Annotated in this window: 15 protein-coding genes and 1 pseudogene; 7 read left to right on the plus strand and 9 right to left on the minus strand. The window is 71.6% G+C overall.

Annotated elements, in window-relative coordinates; genetic code table 11:
- Window positions 1-21: 21 nt before the first annotated feature.
- The 5 genes from OHA86_RS18025 to kdpF all read right to left on the minus strand — a co-directional run bounded on the left by OHA86_RS18025 (window position 22) and on the right by kdpF (window position 5,645).
- Window positions 22-1,005 carry an aldo/keto reductase gene (locus OHA86_RS18025; protein ID WP_329176646.1) on the minus strand — a complete coding sequence of 328 codons (984 nt, stop codon included), beginning with the start codon at window positions 1,003-1,005 and terminating at the stop codon, window positions 22-24.
- A gap of 79 nt (window positions 1,006-1,084) precedes the next feature.
- A complete protein-coding gene (gene kdpC / locus OHA86_RS18030) occupies window positions 1,085-1,717 on the minus strand; it encodes a potassium-transporting ATPase subunit KdpC (protein ID WP_329176648.1) in 633 nt (210 codons plus the stop codon).
- Window positions 1,718-1,753: 36 nt separating this feature from the next.
- Window positions 1,754-3,892: a potassium-transporting ATPase subunit KdpB gene (kdpB, locus tag OHA86_RS18035; protein WP_329176649.1), complete on the minus strand. Its 2,139-nt coding sequence runs from the start codon at window positions 3,890-3,892 to the stop codon at window positions 1,754-1,756.
- Entirely contained in the window at window positions 3,892-5,556 is a 1,665-nt protein-coding gene (gene kdpA / locus OHA86_RS18040) for a potassium-transporting ATPase subunit KdpA (protein WP_329176650.1), read from the minus strand. Before kdpA ends, kdpB begins: the two co-directional genes overlap by 1 nt.
- Window positions 5,556-5,645 carry a K(+)-transporting ATPase subunit F gene (kdpF, locus tag OHA86_RS18045; protein WP_329176651.1) on the minus strand — a complete coding sequence of 30 codons (90 nt, stop codon included), beginning with the start codon at window positions 5,643-5,645 and terminating at the stop codon, window positions 5,556-5,558. The genes kdpA and kdpF overlap by 1 nt, the downstream gene beginning before the upstream one ends.
- A gap of 341 nt (window positions 5,646-5,986) precedes the next feature.
- Here kdpF and OHA86_RS18050 point away from each other — a divergent pair, with 341 nt between their 5' ends.
- Window positions 5,987-6,340, plus strand: a complete 354-nt coding sequence (locus tag OHA86_RS18050; RefSeq protein ID WP_329176652.1) for a hypothetical protein — start codon at window positions 5,987-5,989, stop codon at window positions 6,338-6,340.
- A 73-nt stretch (window positions 6,341-6,413) separates the two neighbouring features.
- On the opposite strand, the gene OHA86_RS18055 is transcribed toward OHA86_RS18050, so the two are convergent.
- A complete protein-coding gene (locus OHA86_RS18055; protein WP_329176653.1) occupies window positions 6,414-7,082 on the minus strand; it encodes an NAD(P)-dependent oxidoreductase in 669 nt (222 codons plus the stop codon).
- A gap of 95 nt (window positions 7,083-7,177) precedes the next feature.
- Here OHA86_RS18055 and OHA86_RS18060 point away from each other — a divergent pair, with 95 nt between their 5' ends.
- The 3 genes and pseudogenes from OHA86_RS18060 to OHA86_RS18070 all read left to right on the plus strand — a co-directional run.
- The gene (locus OHA86_RS18060; RefSeq protein ID WP_329176654.1) at window positions 7,178-7,567 is read left to right on the plus strand and encodes a winged helix-turn-helix transcriptional regulator; all 390 of its coding nucleotides are present in this window, start codon (window positions 7,178-7,180) and stop codon (window positions 7,565-7,567) included.
- Window positions 7,568-7,609: 42 nt separating this feature from the next.
- Complete coding sequence (locus OHA86_RS18065) at window positions 7,610-8,620, plus strand: aldo/keto reductase (RefSeq protein ID WP_329176655.1); 1,011 nt, start codon at window positions 7,610-7,612, stop codon at window positions 8,618-8,620.
- Window positions 8,621-8,706: 86 nt separating this feature from the next.
- Window positions 8,707-8,931 (plus strand): annotated as a pseudogene (locus tag OHA86_RS18070) (LysE family transporter); the annotation flags it as partial.
- 132 nt (window positions 8,932-9,063) lie between these two features.
- Here OHA86_RS18070 and OHA86_RS18075 read toward each other — a convergent pair.
- The gene (locus OHA86_RS18075) at window positions 9,064-9,285 is read right to left on the minus strand and encodes a DUF2277 family protein (protein ID WP_329176656.1); all 222 of its coding nucleotides are present in this window, start codon (window positions 9,283-9,285) and stop codon (window positions 9,064-9,066) included.
- Between the two features lie 162 nt (window positions 9,286-9,447).
- Between OHA86_RS18075 and OHA86_RS18080 the strand changes: the two genes are divergently transcribed.
- From OHA86_RS18080 to OHA86_RS18090, 3 genes are all read left to right on the plus strand, one after another.
- On the plus strand, window positions 9,448-10,356 hold the full coding sequence (locus tag OHA86_RS18080) for a chitosanase (RefSeq protein WP_443071761.1): 909 nt from the start codon (window positions 9,448-9,450) through the stop codon (window positions 10,354-10,356).
- A gap of 122 nt (window positions 10,357-10,478) precedes the next feature.
- Entirely contained in the window at window positions 10,479-10,904 is a 426-nt protein-coding gene (locus OHA86_RS18085; protein ID WP_329176657.1) for an RbsD/FucU domain-containing protein, read from the plus strand.
- 156 nt (window positions 10,905-11,060) lie between these two features.
- Entirely contained in the window at window positions 11,061-13,067 is a 2,007-nt protein-coding gene (locus OHA86_RS18090) for a TerD family protein (RefSeq protein WP_329182455.1), read from the plus strand.
- 352 nt (window positions 13,068-13,419) lie between these two features.
- On the opposite strand, the gene tgmC is transcribed toward OHA86_RS18090, so the two are convergent.
- Together tgmC and tgmB are read right to left on the minus strand one after the other, a co-directional pair.
- A complete protein-coding gene (gene tgmC / locus OHA86_RS18095; RefSeq protein WP_329176659.1) occupies window positions 13,420-14,619 on the minus strand; it encodes an ATP-grasp peptide maturase system methyltransferase in 1,200 nt (399 codons plus the stop codon).
- Complete coding sequence (tgmB, locus tag OHA86_RS18100; protein ID WP_329176660.1) at window positions 14,597-15,595, minus strand: ATP-grasp ribosomal peptide maturase; 999 nt, start codon at window positions 15,593-15,595, stop codon at window positions 14,597-14,599. The genes tgmC and tgmB overlap by 23 nt, the downstream gene beginning before the upstream one ends.
- Window positions 15,596-15,598: the final 3 nt, after the last annotated feature.

Consider the following 15,598-nt stretch of genomic DNA (forward strand, 5'->3'; position numbering starts at 1 on the left):
GGCCCCGACGCTATCGGGCGCTCACCAGCGCTGGTGCACCTGTGCCCTGATCCGCCGGTCGTACAGGTCGCGTACGCCGCTGAGCACCTCGGGCGGCAGGGCGGGCAGGTCCGCGGCGGCGGCGTTGGCCCTGGCCTGCTCGACCGAACGCGCGCCGGGGATCACGGAGGTCACGCCGGGCTGCTGGATGATCCAGCGCAGCGCGGTCTGCGCGGCGGTGGCGCCCTCCGGGGCGAGGGCGGCGAATTCCACCGCGGCCTCAAGACCGGTCCCGTAGTCGACGCCGGAGAAGGTCTCGCCCTGGTCGAAGGCCTCGCCGTGCCGGTTGTACGCGCGGTGGTCGTCGGCGGCGAAGACGGTGTCCCGGGTGTATTTGCCGCTGAGCAGCCCGGACGCCAGCGGCACCCGGGCGATGACGCCGACGCCGGCCCGCGCGGCGGCCGGCAGCACCCGCTCCAGCGGCTTGAGCCGGAAGGGGTTGAGGATGATCTGCACGCTCGCCACACCGGGCCGCGCGATGGCCGCCAGCGCCTCGTCGCAGGTCTCGACGCTGACGGCGTAGGCGGCGATCCGCTGCTCGCCGACCAGGGTGTCGAGCGCGTCGTAGAGCGCGTCGGAGTCGTAGACGGCGGTGGGCGGGCAGTGCAGCTGCACCAGGTCGAGGGTGTCGACGCCGAGGTTGGCGCGGGAACGGTCGTTCCAGGCGCGGAAGTTGTCGAGGGTGTAGTTCTCGGGGCGCTGCTCGGCGCGGCGGCCCATCTTGGTGGCGACGAGGATCCCGGCGTCCGGCCGGTCCTTGAGGTAGCGGCCGATCAGCTGCTCGCTGCGGCCGTCGCCGTAGACGTCCGCGGTGTCGAAGAAGGTGACCCCCGACTCGACGGCGGCGTCCAGCACCGCGATCGCGTCGGCCTCCTTCACATCGCCCCAGTCGGAGCCGAGCTGCCATGTGCCGAGACCGACGACGGACACCGGCCGGCCGGTCCTGCCCAGTACGCGCTGTTCCATGGGAGCGATGCTACGTCGCCCCCGCGGGAAGGCCGCAGGTCCGGTCCCCGCGCGGGGACCGGACCTGCGGCGCGCGGCCTCAGCCGGACAGCCCGTTCAGCGCCCTGTTCAGGTCCAGGACGTTGACCCGGGGCTCGCCCAGGAAGCCCAGGTCGCGGCCGTGGACGTGGTCGGCGACCAGTTGGCGGACCCGCGCCGGGGACAGGCCGCGGGCCGTGGCGACCCGGTCGGCCTGCTCGTAGGCGTAGGCCGGGGAGATGTCCGGGTCGAGCCCGGAGCCGGACGCGGTCAGGGCGTCGGCGGGCACGTCCCGCGGGGCGACCCCGTCGAAGGCGGCGACGTCCTTGCGGCGCTGCTCGATCGCCTTGACCAGGTCGGGGCTGTTCGGCCCGAGGTTGGAGGCGCCCGAGGCCAGCGGGTCGTAGGAGCCCGCAGAGGGGCGCGGCTGGAAATACTCCGGGTCGGGCCTGGCGGCCTCGTCGGCGTCGGCCGGGTTCTTCTTGGGCAGGTCGAAGTTCTGGCCCAGCAGGCTGGAGCCGACGGCCTTGCCGTTCTGGGTGGCCACCGAGCCGTTGGCCTGGTGGTGGAAGGCCGCTTGGGCGACACCGGCGACGGCCAGCGGGTAGAGCACGCCGGTGATCACGGTGAGCACCAGCAGCATCCGCAGCGCCGACAGATGACGGCGGACGGCCGGGGGGAAGTAGTCGGCCATGTCGAACACCTTCTTTCGTGGGTCGGTTCCGCCGGGTCAGCGCAGTCCGGGGACGAACTGGATGATCAGGTCGATGAGTTTGATGCCGACGAAGGGCAGGACCAGCCCGCCGATGCCGTAGACACGGAGGTTGCGGCCCAGCAGCGCCCCCGCCGACGAGGGCCGGTAGCGCACCCCGCGCAGCGCCAGCGGGATCAGCGCGATGATGATCAGCGCGTTGAAGATGATCGCGGAGGCGATGGCCGAGGTCGGGCTGTGCAGGCCCATGATGTTGAGCTTGTCCAGGCCCGGGTAGGCGATCGCGAACATCGCGGGGATGATCGCGAAGTATTTGGCGACGTCGTTGGCGATCGAGAAGGTCGTCAGCGCGCCCCGGGTGATGAGCAGCTGCTTGCCGATCTCGACGATCTCGATCAGCTTGGTGGGGTTGGAGTCCAGGTCCACCATGTTCCCGGCCTCCTTGGCGGCCGAGGTGCCGGTGTTCATGGCCACGCCGACGTCCGCCTGCGCCAGCGCGGGGGCGTCGTTCGTACCGTCGCCGGTCATCGCGACCAGCTTGCCGCCGGCCTGCTCCCGCTTGATCAGCGCCATCTTGTCCTCGGGGGTGGCCTCGGCGAGGAAGTCGTCCACGCCGGCCTCCTCCGCGATGGCCTTGGCGGTCAGCGGGTTGTCACCGGTGATCATCACCGTGCGGATGCCCATCCGGCGCAGCTCGTCGAAGCGTTCCCGCATGCCGGGCTTGACGACGTCCTTGAGGTGGATGACGCCCAGCACCGTCGCGGTGGCGGCGCCGTCGCGGTGCACGACCTCGCCGACCACCAGCGGGGTGCCGCCGCCGCCGGCGATGGCGTCGGCCATCGGGCCGACCTCCTCTGTGGGGTGGCCGCCGTTGTCCCTGATCCAGTGCATGACCGCGGAGGCGGCGCCTTTGCGCAGCTCCCGCCGGTCTCCGTCCTCGGCCAGATTCACCCCGCTCATCCGGCTCTGCGCGGTGAAGGGCACGAACTCGGCCTGGCCGCCCACCTCACGGCCGCGCAGCCCGTACTTCTCCTTGGCGAGCACCACGATGGAGCGGCCCTCGGGGGTCTCGTCGGACAGCGACGACAGCTGGGCGGCGTCCGCCAGCTCGTCGGTGGAGGTCCCGCCGACCGGCAGGAATTCGGCGGCCTGGCGGTTGCCGAGGGTGATGGTGCCGGTCTTGTCCAGCAGCAGGGTGTTGACGTCGCCCGCCGCCTCGACCGCGCGGCCCGACATGGCCAGTACGTTGCGCTGCACCAGCCGGTCCATGCCCGCGATGCCGATCGCGGACAGCAGCGCGCCGATCGTGGTCGGTATCAGCGCCACCACCAGGGCGACCAGCACCACGAGGGACTGCTCGGCCCCGGCGAAGACCGCCATCGGCTGGAGGGTGACCACGGCCAGCAGGAAGACCACGGTCAGCGAGGCCAGCAGGATGTTCAGCGCGATCTCGTTGGGCGTCTTCTGCCGGGACGCGCCCTCGACCAGGACGATCATCCGGTCGATGAAGGTCTCGCCGGGCTTGGAGGTGATCTTCACGACGATCCGGTCGGACAGCACCTTCGTACCGCCGGTCACGGCCGAGCGGTCGCCGCCGGACTCGCGGATGACCGGTGCGGACTCGCCGGTGATCGCCGACTCGTCCACCGAGGCGATGCCCTCGACGACGTCGCCGTCGCCCGGGATGATCTGCCCGGCCTCGACCACCACGTGGTCGCCGAGCCGCAGCCCGGCCGCGGGCACTTCCTCCTCCGCGCCACCGCGGTCGCCGTGCCGCCAGTCGGTGAGCCGGCGGGCGACCGTCTCGGTCCTGGTCTTCCGCAGGGTCTCGGCCTGCGCCTTGCCGCGGCCCTCGGCGACGGCCTCCGCGAGGTTGGCGAAGACCACCGTCAGCCACAGCCACACGGTGATGACCCAGGGGAAGACGCCGGGATCCTTGATCGCGGACGCGGTGGTCAGCACGGCGCCGACCTCCACCACGAACATGACCGGGTTCCTGGCCATGACCCGCGGGTCGAGCTTGCGCACCGCGTCGGGAATGGACACCAGCAGCTGCCGGGGGTCGAGCAGCCCGCCGGAGACCCGGTGCGCTTCCTGGGGGACGGCGGCCTCGCCGCCGGACGGGACCGGCTGCGGCCGGTCGGTGGTCAGGGACATCAGTGCAGACCTTCCGCGAGCGGACCCAGCGCGAGCGCGGGGAAGTAGGTGAGGCCGACGACGATCACGATGACGCCGGCGAGCAGGCCGACGAACTGCGGCCGGTGGGTGGGCAGGGTGCCGGCGGTGACCGGGACGGGCTGCTGCCTGGCGAGCGAGCCGGCCAGCGCCAGGACGAAGATCATCGGAAGGAAGCGGCCGAGGAGCATCGCCAGGCCCAGCGCGGTGTTGTACCAGTGGGTGTTGACGCCGATGCCGGCGAAGGCCGAGCCGTTGTTGTTGGCCGCGGAGGTGAAGGCGTACAGCACCTCGGAGAAGCCGTGCGGGCCCGAGTTGAGCATCGAGGCGCGCTCGCCCTTGAGGGACATCGCGGTGCCGGTGCCGATCAGGACGACGGCGGGGGTGGCCAGGATGTAGAGGGAGGCGAACTTCATCTCCCGGGCGCCGAGCTTCTTGCCCAGGTACTCGGGGGTGCGGCCCACCATCAGGCCGGCCACGAAGACCGCGATGACCGCCAGGATCAGGATGCCGTAGAGGCCGGAGCCGGTGCCGCCCGGCGCGATCTCGCCGAGCATCATGTTGAAGATCGTCATCCCGCCGCCGCCGGGCGAGAAGGAGTCGTGGAAGGAGTTCACGGCGCCGGTCGAGGTCAAGGTGGTGGACGCGGCGAAGAGCGCCGAGGCCCAGACGCCGAACCGCTGCTCCTTGCCCTCCAGCATCCCGCCCGCGCTGTGGCCTGCGGCGCTGCTGACGCTGTGCAGCTCGTTGACGGTGATGACCGCCACCGACGCGGCCCAGATCAGGCCCATCACGGCCAGGATCGCGTAGCCCTGCCGGTGGTCGCCGACCATCGTGCCGAAGGTGCGCGGCAGTGCGAAGGAGATCACCAGCAGCAGGTAGATCTCCAGGATGTTGGAGATGCCGTTGGGATTCTCGAAGGGGTGGGCGGAGTTGGCGTTGTAGAAGCCGCCGCCGTTGGTGCCCAGCTCCTTGATGACCTCCTGCGAGGCGACCGGGCCGCCGGTCAGCGACTGCTTGTCGCCCAGCAGGGTGCCGACCTCGTGGATGCCGTGGAAGTTCTGCACGACGCCGGTCGCCACCAGCACGATCGCGAAGACGAACGCCATCGGCACCAGCAGCCGCACCACGACCCGGGTCAGGTCCACCCAGAAGTTGCCGATCCGGTCGGTGCGCTTGCGGGTGAAGCCGCGGATCAGCGCCGCGACCACCGCGATGCCCACCGCGGCCGAGACGAAGTTCTGCACCGCGAGGCCGGCCATCTGGACCAGGTGGCCCATGGTGACCTCACCGCTGTACGACTGCCAGTTGGTGTTGGTCACGAAGGAGGCCGCGGTGTTGAACGCCTGGTCGGCCTTGACCGGCGCGAAGCCCAGTGACAGCAGCAGATGGTTCTGCAGCCGCTGGAAGCCGTACAGGAACAGCACCGAGACCGCGGAGAAGGCCAGCACGCTGCGCAGGTACGCGCCCCACCGCTGGTCGGCCTCGGCGTCGACACCGGCGAGCCGGTAGACGCCCTTCTCCACCACCAGGTGCTTGCCCGAGGTCAGGATCCGGGCCATGTAGTCGCCCAGCGGGCGGTAGGTCAGCGCCAGTGCCGCGATCAGTACGGTGATCTGGAGCCAGCCCGCGAGAGTGTCGTTCACTAGAACTTCTCCGGGAAGATCAGGGCCAGCACGAGATAACCCAGCAGGCAGCAGGCGACGACAAGTCCGACGGCGTTCTCGGCGCTCACAGCTTCTCGACCCCCTTGGCGACAAGCGCGAGCACGGCGAAGACCGCGATCGTCACAGCGATGAAGACAAGATCGGACATGAGCGGAACACCCCAGGTGGTGACAAGCGGAGACGGGGCCGTTGCGGCCCCGCTCCATACGGTCACCCCGCACACGCGTGCGGTCGGCGTTCGTTAACGCTTCCCTGGCGCGGGGGGCGGCGCCATTGACGTGCTCTTGACGGTTTACGGCGGCCCAGGAGCGGGGTTCGCGGCGGTCGGCGGCACGGTTTGCGCCGGTCCGCGGCGGGCGTACGCTCGAATGTGGCACGAAAGCCTGACAAAGCGGACAGGGGTGCGACGATGACATGGTTCGGGACGCGGCACGCACCGGTGCGGGACCCGCTGGAGGTCCACGACGACGCCGACCACCGGCGGGCACTGGTGCTCAGCGAGGTGGCGGCCGAGGGCCCGGTGGGCCTCTTCCGCGTACTGCGGCGGGCCGGCTCCGGTGAGGACGCCGACGCGGCCGGCATCCGCGTGTCCGGCCTGATCCGCGCGCTCCCCGGCATGACGATGCTGACCTCCCACGACCTGCTGCTGCGCGCCCACATCCGCGAGTCCGCTCTCGCGGGAGAGCTGACGCCGGGGCAGCGGGTGGCGCTGGTCTCCGTGGTCGACCGGACGCAGCACCCGTACGCGCGGCCGCGGGTCTGAGGCGGTACGCGTTCGAGGGGGTGGGCGTCCGAGGGCGCGGGCTCACGACCCGCCCAGGCGGCCCCCGGCCGCTTCAGTCGAGGACCGACACCCGGGTGCGGTGGTGCCGCGGGGCCTCGATCTCGTCCAGTGCCGCCACGGCCAGGTCCGCGTACGACAGATGCGCGGGCCCGGCGTCCGGGACGGTCTCGCCCCCGATGCGGTAGCGCCCCGTCCTGGGGGCGTCGGCGGTCAGCAGGGCCGGCGGGGTCAGCACGAGCCAGTCGAGGGACGTCTGCGCCGCCCGGAGCCGGTCGAGGCCCGCCTGGTGCGCGGCGGCGAAGGGCCGGATCCGCGGCGGGAAGGCCGCGGGGTCGTCCATCACCAGGCCGCCGTCCCGGGTCCTGAGGTTCGCGAACAGGCCGACCACGACGAGCCGGGCCACCCCCGTTTCCGCGAGACCCAGCAGCAGCGCGTCCGCGGCCTTGACGAAGAAGTCCGGGTCGAGGTCGGCGAAGCCCTGCTCGGGACCCGTGAAGGGACTGACCGCGTGCACCGCGGCGAGCCTGCCGCGGCCGGCCGCGGCGACCGCTGCGGGGTCCGTGATGTCACCGCCGGCGACCTGGACGCCGTCCGCCGCGATCCCGGCGTGCCTGCCGGTGTCCCGGACGACCGCCGTGACCTCGTGCCCGCGGGCGCGGGCCTCGGCGGTGACGGCCCGGCCCGCCCGGCCGCCGGCCCCGAAAACTACGATCCCGCCCATGGATGCCCCTTCCCGGCGGCGACACCCGCCGCAGGAGAGGGACGGTATCCACGGGATACTGGTTACCTCAACGATACCGGCGCTACCCTCGGCCCATGCCCGAGCCGCTGGACCCCGACATGTTCGACCCCATCTGCCCGTCCAGCGCCCTGCCGGTCCGGATCGGCGACAAGTGGACGGGCATGGTCGTGCTGTGCCTGGACCAGGGTCCGCGCAGGTTCACCGAACTGCGGGTGCCGCTGCGCGGGATCACCCCGAAGGTGCTCACCCAGACGCTGCGGGCCATGGAGCGCGACGGCCTGGTGACGCGTACCGCCTACGACGAGAACCCGCCCCGGGTCGAGTACGCGCTGACGCCGCTGGGGCGCAGCCTCTTCCCGCTGATCGCCGCCGCGCGGACGTGGAGCAGGGAGCACCTGCCCGCGCTGCTCGAAGCCCGCGCCTCGGGCGGCGCCCCGGACGACGGGCGCCCGGCGCCTGTCTAGGCCTTGCCATCGAGCGCACTCCAGGGTGTTGGGTGGGCCGCTATGAGATACACGCAGCTGGGCCGTACCGGGCTCAAGGTCGGCCGTCTGGTGCTCGGGACGATGAACTTCGGCTCGGAGACCGACGAGGCCACCGCGCACGCGATCATGGACACCGCCCTGGACGCGGGCGTGAACTTCTTCGACACCGCCAACATCTACGGCGTCGACGGGCACAAGGGGCTCACCGAGGAGATCCTCGGCGGCTGGTTCGCCCAGGGCGGCGGGCGGCGCGACAAGGTCGTCCTGGCCACCAAGCTCTACGGCAACATGAGCAACGACGGCACGCCCTGGCAGCAGCAGTCCTGGCCCAACCACGACCACCTGTCGGCGCTGAACATCCGGCGCGAGGTCGAGGCGAGCCTGCGGCGGCTGGGCACCGACCACATCGACGTCTACCAGTTCCACCACATCGACCGGGCCACCCCCTGGGACGAGATCTGGCAGGCCATCGACGTCCTGATCGCCCAGGGCAAGATCCTCTACGCGGGGTCGAGCAACTTCGCCGGCTGGCACATCGCCCAGGCCAACGAGGCCGCCAGGCGGCGCAGCTCGCTCGGGCTGGTCAGCGAGCAGTGCTTCTACAACCTCGCGCAGCGCACCGCCGAGATGGACGTCGTCCCGGCCGCGCAGTCGTACGGCCTGGGCGTCATCCCGTGGTCACCGCTCAACCAGGGCCTGCTGGGCGGGGCGCTGCGCAAGGAGCGCGAGGGCGGCGGCTCGCGGTCGTCGGTCGGCCGCTCGGCGGCGGGCCTGGCCGATCCGGCGGTCCGCGCGCGGGTCCAGGCGTACGAGGACCTGTGCGACAAGCACGGCCTGGAGCCCGGCGAGGTCGCCCTGGCCTGGCTGCTGACCCGCCCCGCCGTCACCGGCCCGATCGTCGGCCCGCGCACCCCGGCCCATCTGGCCTCGGCGCTGCGCGCGCTGGACCTCGACCTGTCGGACGGTGTCCTGGCCGCCCTGGACGAGATCTTCCCGTCGCCCGGCCCGTCCCCTGAGGCCTTCGCCTGGTAGCGGCCCGTTCCGGCGGTACGGGACGCCCCTGCCGGGCCGCGTCTGTTCGGGCGCGGCCCCGCTGGGCGGCCCCGTACCGTACGGGCATGCCGAGCGCCCTGCCCGCCTTCCTCGGCGCCTGCCTCCTCATAGCGGCGTCGCCGGGTCCGAGCACCATGCCGATCATCAGGCAGTCGCTGCGCGGCAGGCGGGCCGGATTCCTCACCGTGCTGGGCGACGAGACCGGCGTCCTCGTGTGGGGCACGGTCGCCGCGCTCGGGCTCACCGCCCTGCTCGCCGCCTCGCAGCTCGCCTACGACGCCATGCGGATCCTCGGCGCGGTGACGCACGTCGTCTCGCGGGCGGCCGTACGCAGGCGGCTCGAACAGGTCTCCGGCGGCGTCCTGCTGCTGCTCGGGGCCAGGATGGCCGTCGAGAGCCGACCGCCATCGGCGGGGGCGGGGTCAGTGCGCCGCGGGCGTACCGCGGACCGTGAGGTCGGCCAGCAGGGCGGCGGTGGCCGCGGCGACCGCGTCCACGGCCGCGTCGAAGGCCTCGCGGTTGTGGGCCGCGGGCGCGCGGAAGCCGGAGATCTTGCGGACGTACTGGAGCGCGGCGGCCCGGATGTCCTCGTCGTGGACCTCGGGGGTCATCGGGGGGCGCAGGGTCTTGATGCTTCGGCACATGCTTCCAGTGTGGCGCGCGGGTACGACAACCGGTCCGCTCCAGACCCTTGGCTCACAGCCGCCCCGGTGCTTCAATGCCTTCCATTGGTTAGGAACCTTTCCTAACTGCACAGCCAGCCCCCGAAGTTGGCCGCCCCACCGCGGCCGGAAACGGAGACGCACGTGCACCAGTCCCCCCACACCGCGCCCGCCGCCACACCCCGCCCGGCCCGCCGCCCCAGCCGCCGGATCGCGATGATCGCCGCGGTCGGCGTCCTGGCCGGCGGCGGCGCGTCGCTCGCGCTGGCCGGCACCGGCAACGCGGCCGTCGCCCCGCCGCAGCGGACGAACGCGGCGGCGCCCGCGGCGACCGGCACGGGCCTGGCCGACCCGCACAAGAAGGAGATCGCGATGGAGCTGGTCTCCTCCGCCGAGAACTCCTCGCTGGACTGGAAGGCCCAGTACAAGTACATCGAGGACATCGGCGACGGGCGCGGCTACACCGCCGGCATCATCGGCTTCTGCTCCGGCACCGGCGACATGCTGGAGCTGGTCCAGCACTACACCGACCTCGAACCGGGCAACGGCCTGGCCAAATACCTGCCCGCCCTGGAGCAGGTCAACGGCAGCGACTCGCACTCCGGCCTCGGCACCGCCTTCGTCACCGCGTGGAAGGCCGCCGCGAAGGACACCGTCTTCCAGCAGGCGCAGAACGACGAGCGCGACAGCGTCTACTTCAACCCGTCGGTGAACCAGGCCAAGTCCGACGGCCTCGGCACCCTCGGCCAGTTCATCTACTACGACGCGATCGTGATGCACGGCCCCGGCGACGACTCCGTCAGCTTCGGCGGCATCCGCAAGACCGCGATGAAGAAGGCCAAGACCCCGGCGCAGGGCGGCAACGAGACCACCTACCTCAACGCCTTCCTCGACGCCCGCAAGGCCGCGATGAAGACCGAGGACGCGCACGACGACACCAGCAGGGTCGACACCGAGCAGCGCACCTTCCTCCAGGCGGGCAACCTCAACCTCGACCCGCCGCTGCGCTGGAAGACCTACGGGGACTCGTACCAGATCCTCACCCTCCCCTAGCGGCGGCCTTCGCAGCGGCCGGGACGCACGCCCCGTCCTGCGTCCTGGCCGCTGCTAGGCTCCGCGCGTACGGCACAGAGGTCGGATGTCTGTGTGCCCGGAAGAGTGAGGAGCCGCCGCCCATGCTGCGCTACCAGCTGACCCACCCGACGATTCTGGCGGCCCTGGCCTCCGCGGGCCACGGCTCCCGGATCCTGATCAGCGACGGCCACTACCCGCACACCACGGGCGCCAACCCGGCCGCCGAGCGCGTCTACCTCAACCTCGCCCCCGACCGGCTGCTCGTCACCGAGGTGCTGGCCGCGCTGACCGACGCGGTACCCATCGAGGCCGCCACCGTCATGTCCCCGCCCCCCGACCAGCCCGAGCCCCCCGTCTTCACCGCCTTCCGCGCCGCCCTCCCCCACCTCCCGGCCCTCGACACCCTGGACCGCTTCCCCTTCTACGACGCCGCCCGCGCCCCGGACACCGCCCTGGTCATCGCCACCGGCGACCGCCGCACGTACGCGAACCTGCTGCTGACACTGGGCGTCCGCGCCGACGACTGAGGCCTGATTTCCGCGGGCCGCCACCCGGGCCGCGGAGACCGCGCCCGCCGGACGCGGCAAGCGGGGCGTAACAAAGCGAAGAGGGCGCGGGGAGGGCTAAGGTTCGGTCGCACGTGTGTGTCACGGAGTGTGGGGAGTGGGGGCCGTATGCGTGAAATGGCCAAGGGGAGCAATGTCGGCCTTGCGGAACTGAGCGGCGAGGCCGGGGCGGTCGTCGCACGATTGGGGTGGAGCAGCGCCAGCGGTGGCGGGGACGCGGATGTGTCCGTGCTGCTGCTCGGAGCGGACGGAAAAGTACGCGGGGACGGGGACTTCTACTTCTACAACCGCCCCGCCGCCGACGACGGAAGTGTGCAGCTGCTGGGCAAGACGCCCACGGCCAACGGCAGCGAGGACCGGATCGGGCTCGATCTGACGGCGACGCCGGCCGATGTCGAGCGGATCGTGCTGGCGGCGAGCCGTTACGGCGGGGCCGGGTTCGGCGATCTGGAGGATCTGCGGCTGACTCTGGCCGACCGGGACGGCGAGGAGCTGCTGGTGTTCGCGGCCGACGGTCTCGGCGACATGCGGGCGGTTATCTTCGGTGAGCTGTACCGGCGGGACGGCGGCTGGAAGTTCCGGGCGGTCGGACAGGGCTACGACACCGGGCTCGCCGGACTGGCCACGGATTTCGGCATCGACGTGGACGACGCGGAGGACGCCGAGGACGCCGACGAATCCGGCGAGGAGGCGGCACAGGGCGAGACCGCGGCGGTCGCCCCGGAGGCGGTCGCGGTGAGCGTCCCCGCGCCGGCAGCGCCCGCAGCGCCGAAACGGCCGCGCACCGCGCGGAAGAAGGTCACCCTGCCTGCCGTGGCCCGCAAATCACTCGCCGAGAACGACTCCTGGCGCCACGCCCGGCTCTTCCCGTGCGGCTCGCTCAAGAGCGACCACGAGCGGGAGATGCGCGCGACGTCCGTCCTGCTGGCGGTCATGGCCCAGGTGCCGGAGTACGGCCGCCGGCTGACCGCCGGCTTCGGCGCGCCGGCCGGGCGGATGGAGACGTTCACCGAGGTGTCGCTGCCGCACGGGGAGACCCCGCGGCGCCCGGACGGTCTGATCCGGGTCGAGCGGGCGGGCAAGCTGTGGACCGCCCTGGTCGAGACGAAGACCAACGGCAATGCCCTGCGGCCCGCCCAGGTGCAGGACTACATGGACATCGCCGCCCGGCGCGGTTACGAGGCGGTGGTGACGCTCTCCAACGACGTGGCACTGGAGGGCAGCCCCCTGGTGGACGTACGGATCGACGGCCGCCGCAAGCACAAGGTCGCGCTGTGGCATCTGTCCTGGGCGGAGGTCGCCCATCAGGCGCAGATGCTGATCAGGCACGAGGGCGTGGGGAACGCGGCGCACGCGTGGCTGCTGCAGGAGTTGCTGTGCTACTTGCAGCACGACAACTCCGGCTGCCACGGCTTCCAGAACATGGGGCCCGCCTGGGTGCCGGTGCGCAAGGGCATCGACGAGGAGACGCTGAGCGAGGGCGACCCGCGCGCCGTCGAGGTGGTGGCCAGCTGGGAGCGGCTGATCCGCCAGGTGTGCCTGCGGCTCGGAGGTGAACTGGGCCAGAAGGTGCTGCCGGTGCAGCGGGTCAAACGCGGCACCGACCCGCAGTCCCGCCGGGTGGCGCAGGCCGACCGGCTGTGCCGGGACGGCAGGCTGCAGGCCGAGCTGCGCATCCAGGATGTCGCCGGCGTGCTCGCACTGACCGCGGATCTGCGCACCGGACGGCTGCGTACGTCCATCGAAGTGCCGGCCCCGGACCACGGCCAGCCGCTGACGTGGGTGAAACGGCTGATGCGGCAGCTCGCCGACGCCCCGGCGGACATCCATGTCGAGACCCTCACCGACGGCCAGGGCAACGGCCCGCGCGGGACGCTGGAGCGGCTGCGGCCGGAGCCCGCCGATCTGCTGCCGCGGGACGGCGCGCGGATCACCGGTTTCCGGCTGTCGCTGTTCAAGGGCATGGGCGGTACGCGCGGCAGTGCGGAGAGCGGCTTCATCCGCAGCGTCGATGAGGCTGTGGACCGATTCCACGCCACCGTGGTGGTCGCCCTGGAACGGCGGATCCCGGCACCTCGCAAGAGCGCTCAGCCCGCAGCCCCGGTGCTCGCTGCCACGGTCTGACCCCGGGCTTCCCCTGGGCCGCCCGCCCGGGGGATACCTGCCGGCAGTGGCCGGGACACGCTTCCGCCCCCGAGAACGTCGCCCGGGGCTGCTCCCGGCGCACGCGGGGGGACGTGCGGGAAACTGGCGGGATGAATGGAGTGCGGCCCTCGGTCGGGATGGTGCGGCGGTTGGTTGCGGACGGGAGCACCGCCCCGGTCTGGCTGCACTCCGACCTCCAGCCGGGCAATCTGCTGCTCAGCGGCGACCGGCTCACCGCCGTCAGCCATGAGGGGGATCCAGCAAGTCAGCTGGAAGATGCTCACTTCTGTCACATGAGTGCCTAGCTGGCTTCTGACGCGTACGGCCCTGCTCAGGGCCTCGGCAGAGGGAGGCCGGGCATCTGCGGGTGGCGCAGGTGCTGCCCGCCGCCATAGATGTGCAGCCGAAATGTCTCCGGCCCCGGTCGACCCGCCGCGTCGTAGGCACTCAGGACCGTCTCAATGCGGTCCCACAGCTTGACCGGGCCTCCTTGTCTCACCTGCCATGTGCCGTCACCCGGGGTGAGGGTGGCGGCGGATCCGGTAATGACGTCGATGAGGTGCACCACCTCGCCGATCGTGGTCATCTGTGCTTCTGGTACGGCGCTTTGGGCGAGGAACCGCAGATGGAAGCCTTCCTCTGTGGCAGCGGTGATCCGTTCCGGGCTGTGCTGCGCTGGGTGGCCGGTCTCGGGGAGGCCGGCGGCCCAGTGTGCGGGGTTCCCGAACGCCGGAGCGGCGTGCGTCCGCGCGGACATGAAGGAGACGGTGCCGCTCAGCAGTTGGCCTTCGGCGGTGCCGTCTCCCCCGACGGACAGCAGGACGCGGGCGTACCCGTAGAGCCAGCCGCTGAGGGTGAGCAGGATCTTCCCTCCAGGCCGGGTCTGGGAGATGAGGGCCGGAGGGACGGCGCGGAAGGAGCACGCGGCCACGATCCGGTCGAAGTGCGCCTTGGGCCAATACCCGTACAGCCCGTCGGCGACCGCGAGCGTAGGGGCGTAGCCCAGGCCGAACAATGCGTTCGCCGCCGTCTCCAAGCGGTGCGGGTCCACCTCGATGCTGGTGAGGTTGGCGGAACCCAGGTTTTCACACGCCAGCGCGGTGGAGTAGCCGGACCCGGTGCCGATCTCCAGCACCGTGTGCCCTTCAGTGACATCCGCGTCCGCCCACATCCGCAGCACGAGCGACGGCAGGGTGGACGATGAGGTCGGGGCCCCGCCGTGCCGGATGCCCGGTTGCTTCCAGTCCACTTCGTCGCCGTCGAACTGCGTGATCAGCGTGGTGTCGGAGTATGCGGCGGCCAGCCACCGGCCGTAGTCGAGTTCGGCAGTGACGGGCTCCCACACGGTCATCCCCTGTCCGTCGCGCTCGCCTGCGGGCAGGTAGAAGCCGGGCACGAACCGGTGACGAGGTACCGTCTCGACCGCCCGCCGCCAAGCGGGATGGGCGAGAACGCCATCCGTGGTGAGAGCCTTCGTCATGGCCTCGCGCAGGCGGGTCGCGTCGGCCTCAAGGCCGGGGGGCATGGTCATGGGGTGCCGCCTGCTCTCTGCTCAGGATGTCGGCGAACGCTTCCGTGATGGCCGGGGCTTCGGGCAGCCAGCCCCATTGCCCGTTCGGATTGCACTCGATGGCCGTCCAGGATTCGGGCAGGCCTTCGTCGCTTGTGAGGGCGAAGTCGAAGCAGCCGAAGGCCAATCCGAACGAGGCCAGGTAGCTGTGCAGCGCGGCCTCGATCGGGGCCGGAACGCTGACGGGTGTGTGGATGAGCTTGTTCCAGTCGCCGCGGCGCCAGTCCAGAGCACCGTCCAGTGCCTCGACCCGACTGGCGAACACCTGCCGCCCGACCACAGTGACCCGTGCGTCACTGGTCTTGGGAATCTCGGCCTGGAACAAGTGCGGCATCACAGTGAGCGAGTCGTCGAAGGTCTCCGGATCGACGCGCTGGGCCCAGATCGCTCCGGCGTGCCCGTCATCACCTGCGGGTAGGCCGCGGAACGGCTTGTAGATGATGCGGTCGTGCTCAGCGGCGAACTGGCGCGCCTGCTCGGCGTCGTTGGTGACCAGCGTCGCTGGGATGGTGAGACCGAGTTCGGCGAAGCGACGCAGTTGGGCGGGCTTGAAGTCCGCGCGGCTGACAGCGGCCGGGTGGTTCACATACCGCACGCCGTGCAGGTTGTGCAGGACGCCGCCAAGGCCGTGCCGGGACTCGGCGGTGGCGAAGTCGCGCTGCTGGGCGGGCAGGTGGGCGAACCTGGCCGAGTACGGGGTGGGGCGGCGGTAGTAAACCGCCGCCACCTCCCCCAGCTCCACCTCGCGGCTTGCCGTACGCAGCAGCCCGCCCCATACCAGCGCCCCGGCGCCGATGCGGGCGCCGAAGGTCAGGTCAGGACCGATGTCGGCCGGGTCCACGCGGGCGACAGCCACCTCGCGCTCGTTCAGCGCGGTGATGACCAGGTCGGCGGTGACGTCCTCCAGGGACGTGACGACCAGCACGAGGGGAGGCACTGG

The organism is Streptomyces sp. NBC_01477 (assembly GCF_036227245.1).
In the GTDB taxonomy this organism is placed as follows: domain Bacteria; phylum Actinomycetota; class Actinomycetes; order Streptomycetales; family Streptomycetaceae; genus Actinacidiphila.

What these genes read in the sequence shown, in the direction of transcription:
- OHA86_RS18065 (WP_329176655.1), top strand. Translation starts at nt 7,610, where the DNA reads ATGAGATACACGCAGCTGGGCCGTACCGGGCTCAAGGTCGGCCGTCTG.
- OHA86_RS18085 (WP_329176657.1), top strand. Translation starts at nt 10,479, where the DNA reads ATGCTGCGCTACCAGCTGACCCACCCGACGATTCTGGCGGCCCTGGCC.
- OHA86_RS18055 (WP_329176653.1), bottom strand. Translation starts at nt 7,082, where the DNA reads ATGGGCGGGATCGTAGTTTTCGGGGCCGGCGGCCGGGCGGGCCGGGCC.
- OHA86_RS18050 (WP_329176652.1), top strand. Translation starts at nt 5,987, where the DNA reads ATGACATGGTTCGGGACGCGGCACGCACCGGTGCGGGACCCGCTGGAG.
- OHA86_RS18025 (WP_329176646.1), bottom strand. Translation starts at nt 1,005, where the DNA reads ATGGAACAGCGCGTACTGGGCAGGACCGGCCGGCCGGTGTCCGTCGTC.
- OHA86_RS18075 (WP_329176656.1), bottom strand. Translation starts at nt 9,285, where the DNA reads ATGTGCCGAAGCATCAAGACCCTGCGCCCCCCGATGACCCCCGAGGTC.
- kdpC (WP_329176648.1), bottom strand. Translation starts at nt 1,717, where the DNA reads ATGGCCGACTACTTCCCCCCGGCCGTCCGCCGTCATCTGTCGGCGCTG.
- OHA86_RS18090 (WP_329182455.1), top strand. Translation starts at nt 11,061, where the DNA reads ATGGCCAAGGGGAGCAATGTCGGCCTTGCGGAACTGAGCGGCGAGGCC.
- kdpB (WP_329176649.1), bottom strand. Translation starts at nt 3,892, where the DNA reads ATGTCCCTGACCACCGACCGGCCGCAGCCGGTCCCGTCCGGCGGCGAG.
- OHA86_RS18060 (WP_329176654.1), top strand. Translation starts at nt 7,178, where the DNA reads ATGCCCGAGCCGCTGGACCCCGACATGTTCGACCCCATCTGCCCGTCC.
- tgmC (WP_329176659.1), bottom strand. Translation starts at nt 14,619, where the DNA reads ATGACCATGCCCCCCGGCCTTGAGGCCGACGCGACCCGCCTGCGCGAG.